5 protein-coding genes and 1 tRNA gene are annotated in these 6,394 nt (G+C 32.9%); 4 read left to right on the top strand and 2 right to left on the bottom strand.

The features are described from left to right. Positions 1-5: 5 nt before the first annotated feature. Both N4T77_RS18680 and N4T77_RS18675 read left to right on the top strand, forming a co-directional pair. A tRNA-Gln gene (locus N4T77_RS18680) sits at positions 6-80 on the top strand. Between the two features lie 181 nt (positions 81-261). Continuing rightward, positions 262-1,155 (top strand): LysR family transcriptional regulator, encoded by an 894-nt coding sequence (locus tag N4T77_RS18675; RefSeq protein ID WP_261673379.1) that lies wholly within the window; start codon positions 262-264, stop codon positions 1,153-1,155. A 71-nt stretch (positions 1,156-1,226) separates the two neighbouring features. Here N4T77_RS18675 and N4T77_RS18670 read toward each other — a convergent pair whose 3' ends face one another. Then, complete coding sequence (locus tag N4T77_RS18670; RefSeq protein ID WP_261673378.1) at positions 1,227-2,192, bottom strand: polyprenyl synthetase family protein; 966 nt, start codon at positions 2,190-2,192, stop codon at positions 1,227-1,229. Positions 2,193-2,347: 155 nt separating this feature from the next. Then, positions 2,348-4,261, bottom strand: coding sequence for an FAD-dependent oxidoreductase (locus tag N4T77_RS18665; protein WP_261673377.1), 1,914 nt, complete (start codon positions 4,259-4,261; stop codon positions 2,348-2,350). 334 nt (positions 4,262-4,595) lie between these two features. On the opposite strand from N4T77_RS18665, the gene N4T77_RS18660 reads away from it, so the two are divergent. Continuing rightward, positions 4,596-5,060 (top strand): FMN-binding protein, encoded by a 465-nt coding sequence (locus N4T77_RS18660; RefSeq protein WP_261673376.1) that lies wholly within the window; start codon positions 4,596-4,598, stop codon positions 5,058-5,060. A 211-nt stretch (positions 5,061-5,271) separates the two neighbouring features. Beyond that, positions 5,272-6,315 carry an FAD:protein FMN transferase gene (locus N4T77_RS18655; RefSeq protein WP_261673375.1) on the top strand — a complete coding sequence of 348 codons (1,044 nt, stop codon included), beginning with the start codon at positions 5,272-5,274 and terminating at the stop codon, positions 6,313-6,315. Positions 6,316-6,394: the final 79 nt, after the last annotated feature.

Here is a 6,394-nt window from a genome sequence, read left to right as displayed (position 1 = left end):
TATATTGGGATATCGCCAAGCGGTAAGGCACCAGACTTTGACTCTGGCATTCGTAGGTTCAAATCCTGCTATCCCAGCCAAAGCACTGAGTATTAACTCAGTGCTTTTTATTTTATATATTTATATATAGTTTAGTATGTTCATTTAACAACTTTAGTGGATACCAAACTAGAATATTAAGATTAAAGTTGTTAACTATTTATTGAAAAAAGCATGAAAGTATTCTATCATAATAGTAATATGCTTACTTAGGAGGATGCTATGAATATTCAATCTCTAAAGAACTTTTACGATGTGGCCACACTGAGAAGTATATCTAAGGTGGCATTACTTTCACATATATCTCAATCGGCACTTAGTCAGCAGCTTTTAAGGCTTGAGGAAGAACTTGGAGTTCAGCTTTTAGAGAGAAGTAATAAAGGTGTTGAGCTTACAAAAGAGGGGCAACTTATACTTAAACATGTTAAGACTATAATTAAGGCTTATGAAAGAATAATAGATGACATATCAATTATAAAACGAAATAAAGACAGTACCTTTGCCATATCCTCACCATCCTCTTCTATAAACTCAGTAATGCTTAAAGCAATAATTAACTTAAAAGATAAGTATAAAAATTATTCTTTTAAATTAACCAGTATGATTGGTAACAGTATTGAGTCAGAATTGGATAATGATTTCGCAGATATTATTTTAACGTATGAAGCTGCTGAACGGGAGGATATAGTAAGCTTAAAAGTTGGAAGTGATGAACTGGTTTTTGTAACAAACCCAGAAATTGACCTTAAAGGCCCTCTTTCTTTTGAGGACATTTTTAAATACTCCTTTATTTTGTTAAAGGATGGACCAGATATCAAAAGATTGCTTCATTTGGCTCTTGCATCACAGGGGTATGACATTGATGACCTTAATATTGTATTTACAGCTAACTCTATAGATATTGGGAAAAATTCAGTATATGGAGCTCCAACTATAAGTCTTCTTCCTAAGATTTCTGTTGAAAAAGATATTAGTAGTGGTCTTATGAAAGAGATTAAAATAAAGGGTGCTTCATTTAATTATGAAGTTTTTCTTTCCTTTAAACATGAAACCTATAAGCACTTAAAAAGTTTAATAGATGATTTTAAAAAGCAGGCTAAAAGCCTATTTAAATAAAAGGAACTGCTATCAATTTTATTCGATATAATAAAACTTGATAGCAGTTCTTTTATACTTTATACATATATTTAATAAGTTCTCTTTAGAAGCATTTCTGTAATTTCTTTTAAGATTATCTTGTGTCTATTTTCAGGGAGACGGTTTATTAAATTGAAAGCTTTTTTTGTATATTTATCTGCAAGTTCTCTAGAGCTAGTAATACCACCATTATTATTTACTAATTCTATAATTTTTCTTACATCTTCCTCGGAGAAGACTTCTTTGTGAAAATAAGGTTCAAAGGCTCTTCTGTTCTTATTCGCAGCATAAATAAATGGTACTGTGAATATGCCCTGTTTTATATCTTTCCCAACAGCCTTACCTACAACATTATTACTACCTACATAGTCTAGAATATCATCTATAATTTGAAAGGCCATGCCAATATTATGCCCTATTTTCCAGAATTGTTTACAAAGGCCATCGCTACACCCGCTCTCAGCAGCACCAGTATATAGTGACAATGAAAGAAGCTCAGCAGTTTTACCAGAAATTCTATTTAAATAACTTTTTACCGAGAGATTACTATTAAATCTTGAATTTAATTGATCTATTTCTCCTAAGCAAATTCTAGACATGGAATTACTATCTATTTTTATACTTTGAAGAGTTGCTGAGGAAGCTAAAATTTTAAAGCATACACAGAAAAGAAAATCTCCTATATATACAGCATAGTCTTTTCCATACTTTGATTGGACAGTTTCCTGGCCACGTCTAAGTTTAGCATCATCTACAACATCATCATGAACTAAGGTAGCCATATGAAGTAGTTCGATTACAGAGGCTAGGGATCTAGTTTTTTCAGCATCATAATTACCAAAATGAGATGAGATAATGACAAAAGCAGGCCTCAGCATCTTTCCACCGGAGTGAATTAGCTCTTTAATGGAACCTTCTATCTTTTTATCTTTACATTTAGTATTCTTTTCCATAAAGGAAACAACAGCTTCTAATTCCTTTTGTATATCTTCATATTTATTCCATATCTTGTCCATGTCATCACTCCTATATATCAATTTTAACAGTATATCTAAGGAAACAACTTACGATATAAATGGTTTATAAGGATAAAGTAGGTAGGTTCACTTACAAATAGTCATAAGGTAGAGTGGATACCACCCTACCTATTTAAGTTTAATTGTTCTTTGGCTTATACACTTATGTTATCCTCTGAAGTTAAAAATCTATTAGTAGAAGTTTTTTGATTATAAACAGGAACTCTCTTTCCAAGCCACCAATTGCTTAGCAGATTGCTTATCCATGGCATTACCCAATAGTCTAATCCAAAGGTTCTTCCAGCTCCAGACATCAAAGCAATAGCACCAAAGAAGTACCATAGTATATCCCATCCAGCCATTGCTGAAAGTACAAAGTTAACAACCATAAAGGCAGAAGCAGCACTAGCTAGGAAAGTAAATAATCCTGCAAGAAGAGCAAGTCCTATGCATACTTCTGTTAACACTACAACTCTTTGGAACCAGATTGCAATATCTGGATTTGGTATCATAAGTTTCATAATTGCACTATAAAAACTAGGCATACTACTTAATATTGGTTCAGGAGTAGCAGCCTGTGTTGCTGCGGTTGCAGCTTCAGAGGCACCAGAGGTTGCAGCTGTTTTTAACCACTCAAAAGGCATTTTGATATTTCCAGCCGTAACCCAGCTATCGGAGCCTGGACCGCTAAATACAGATAAAAGCCCGCCTTTATCCCAGGTACTTTCGCCAACGAATTTTTTTAAACCTTCTAGAAGCCATGTAACACCAATAAATAGTCTTAGTGGAATAAGCCATAGTCTATTTCCTTTTGAAGACAAATGTCCTCTCATTATACTTCTCTTATCTTCCATTGAGAAAAATTCATGAATTAGGTAATGATAGCAAGCATTTATACCATTTACTCCCCATAGATAGTGAAGGTTGACTAAGTGCTTCATTACCATAGCGAAGAAACCAGATAATTTTATACCTGAAAGGTTAGCCACGCAGTATTTTCCTCCAATTGAGACCATGAAACCATGATAATTTGACTTGAATCTAGTCATTTCTTTCTTATCTATTGAAGCAGCTATGTTTTTAGCTATAACATCACCAGTTTGAATAGCGGCTTCCACTATTTGAGGAGTTCCCTTTCCAGGCTCTTCCTCGTAGTAAGTTATATCACCTACTACAAATACATCTTCCTTTCCAATTGCCTGCATATACTCATTTGAAAGTAGTCTTCCAGCTCGTCCTCTTTCAAGATCATACTCTGCAGCCTCTTGATTAGCCTGTATACCGCAGGTCCAAATAAGGGTTTCAGTAGAAATTTCCTCTCCGTTTTTTAACTTTACACTATTTTTAGTTACCTCAACTATTGGAGAATCCTTTAATAATTGAATTCCATGTTTAGTCATATATCTTTCTGCTTTGTCCGCCTGTTGTCTATCAAGCATGTTTAATATTGTAGACATTGCTTCCACAACGAGAAGGTTTACTTCTTTCTCATCTACATTATGCTCTTTAGCTAATTTACCTTTCCACTCAAGAAGTTCACCAGCCATTTCTATTCCGGTAAAACCAGAACCTGCTACTACAAAGGTAAGCAGTGACTTCCTCTTCTTTTCGTCTCTTTCCACTGAGGCTTGTTTAAACATGGATTGAATATGAGTTCTAATTTTTATTGCATCTTCAAAGGACCAGAGGGTAAATCCATTTTCCTTTACTCCCGGTACACCAAAAAAGGTTGGCTCTGAACCAGTTCCCACTACTAGGTAATCGTAATTATATTTACCATGTTTTGTAGTTACTAATTTATTGTCTGTGTCCACTTTTTCAATATAGTCTGTAACTAAATTAACCTTTGTTCTATTAAATATTTTACTCAACTGAATTTGCACTGATTCAGGATGAACTCTTCCCCCTGCTACTTCATGAAGTTCTGTCATTAAAGTATGGAAGGGATTTTTGTCGATTAAAGTGATTTCCACTGAGTTATCTTTTTTATATTTTTTAGCTAATTTTTTTGCGGTATGAACACCACCATAGCCAGCACCTAAAATCAGTATTTTAGTATTAGTTGACATGCAATCACCCCTCATTTTCTTAAAAATTTAATAAAATTATAACAAATAAAATAAATCCTTAATAAAATATTATAACTAAATTGAGAATATGTCTATATGTTTAACAGAGGGGTTTCACTAATAAATAAATACCTTTAAGAGAACTTGAAGCTTTAAAACCATTGAGAATACTAGTGCGGAGGATTTTATGACATTTTATTGATATAAGTAAAAGCAATGTTATATTAGAAAAATCACTAACACAATACAAGGTTTTCATAGTATAATTAAATTGCATTAAAGATTCATTAAAAAGTGTTTGATAATTAACAGATTATGTGATGGGGGGATACAAATGAACAAGAAACTAGTATCATCATTAATAATTACAGCGGTTGTAAGTACAGGGTTATTAGCAGGATGCGGAGCTAAAAAGGAAGCTTCTACAGATGCTTTAAAGGACGGAAAATATAAGGCTGAAGCATCAGATTTCGATGATAAAGGATGGAAACCATTCGTTGAAATGGAAGTTAACGGCGGAAAAATTGCTACTGTTAAATTCGATTACACTAATAAGGATGGAAAGTTTAAGTCAGAAGACGCTGAGTACAATAAAAACATGGAAGCAAAGGTAAAAACAGGTCCAGCTAAATATACTAAACAATTATCAGAGGACTTAGTTGCAAAGCAAGATCCAGCTAAAGTAGATACAGTTACTGGTGCAACACATTCTACAGATAACTTTAAGAAGTTATCTACTCAACTAGTGGACAACGCTAAGAAGGGTGATACAGCAGTATCAAAAGTAACTATTAAATAATAGTTTATCAATAAGACCTTAGGTTTTAATTAATCTTAAGGTCTTTTCTTTTATTTACTTTATGGATGAAAATAGTTATAATATCTATAGTATTTTTAGTGAAAATGATTATAAGTATTTAGATATTTGGTAAAAATCGTATATATAAAAGTCAAAGTGGAAGGGAGTAGGTTATGTTTTATTACGATTTTCATAACTAGGAGATACTAAAATGATTAACTTCAAAAAACTATCCATTATGTTGGGAGCAATTGTGATTAGCTTAAGTATTTCTGGGTGTACAAAAGTTGCTAATAATTCCAATAATCCTATGACGGAAACGGAGTTTCTTATGGGAACAATAATTAAAGTCTCGCTATACGATAAGAAGAATGAAGATGTAATGAATAAGGCCTTTGATAGAATAAGGCAAATTGAAAGCGAGGTTAGCATAAACAAAGAAGGGACAGAACTTGATAGAGTAAATGCTGGTTCTGGAAAGGAATGGGTAAAGGTTAAAGATGATACCTTTACTATAGTAAAAAAAGGGTTGGAGTATTCGAAAAAGACAGAAGGTACTTTTGATATAACCGTAGGACCAATAGTAAAACTTTGGAGTATCGGGTTGCCAGAAGCTAAGGTTCCTACAAAGAATGAAATAGATGAAAAACTTAAGTTTGTAGGCTATAAAGATCTAGAGGTAAATGATAACGATAAGTCTATATTTTTAAAAAGACCAGGAATGATTATAGATCTAGGAGGAATTGCTAAAGGATATACTGCCGATGCTGTTAGTGAAGTTCTTAAGAAAGAAGGCGTAAAGAGTGCAGTTATAGATTTAGGTGGAAATGTTCTTGCAATGGGGAATAAACCAGATGGAGAACCTTGGAGAATAGGCATTCAAAACCCCTTTGATTCAAGAGGACAAATTGTTGGCTCTATTGGAGTATCCAATAAATCGGTAGTTACATCTGGAATATACGAAAGATTTATAGAACAGGATGGAAAAAAATATCATCATATTTTAAACCCTTTTACTGGCTATCCCTATGAGAATGAAATTGCAGGTATTACTATAATAAGTGATAAATCCATAGATGGCGATGCGCTTTCTACATCTGTATTCTCTAAAGGATTAAAGGGCGGAATGGAGTTTATTGAAAATATACCAGGAATTGATGTTATTTTTATAACCAAAAATAAGGACGTTTATATAACAAGTGGTTTAAAAAATAACTTTAAAATTACTAACAGCGAATTTAAGCTGGTAAATTAAAGATAAGAATTATGAAGTGAATAATAAAAGTACATTAAGAAAACTGTATCTTATAGAAACTATAGTTAAGATACAGTTT

Origin of the sequence: Clostridium sp. CX1 (assembly GCF_025398335.1) — a bacterium.
GTDB lineage: Bacteria > Bacillota > Clostridia > Clostridiales > Clostridiaceae > Clostridium_AM > Clostridium_AM tanneri.
Note: the sequence above shows the minus strand (reverse complement) of the source record. Positions and strands in the feature narration are given on the sequence as shown.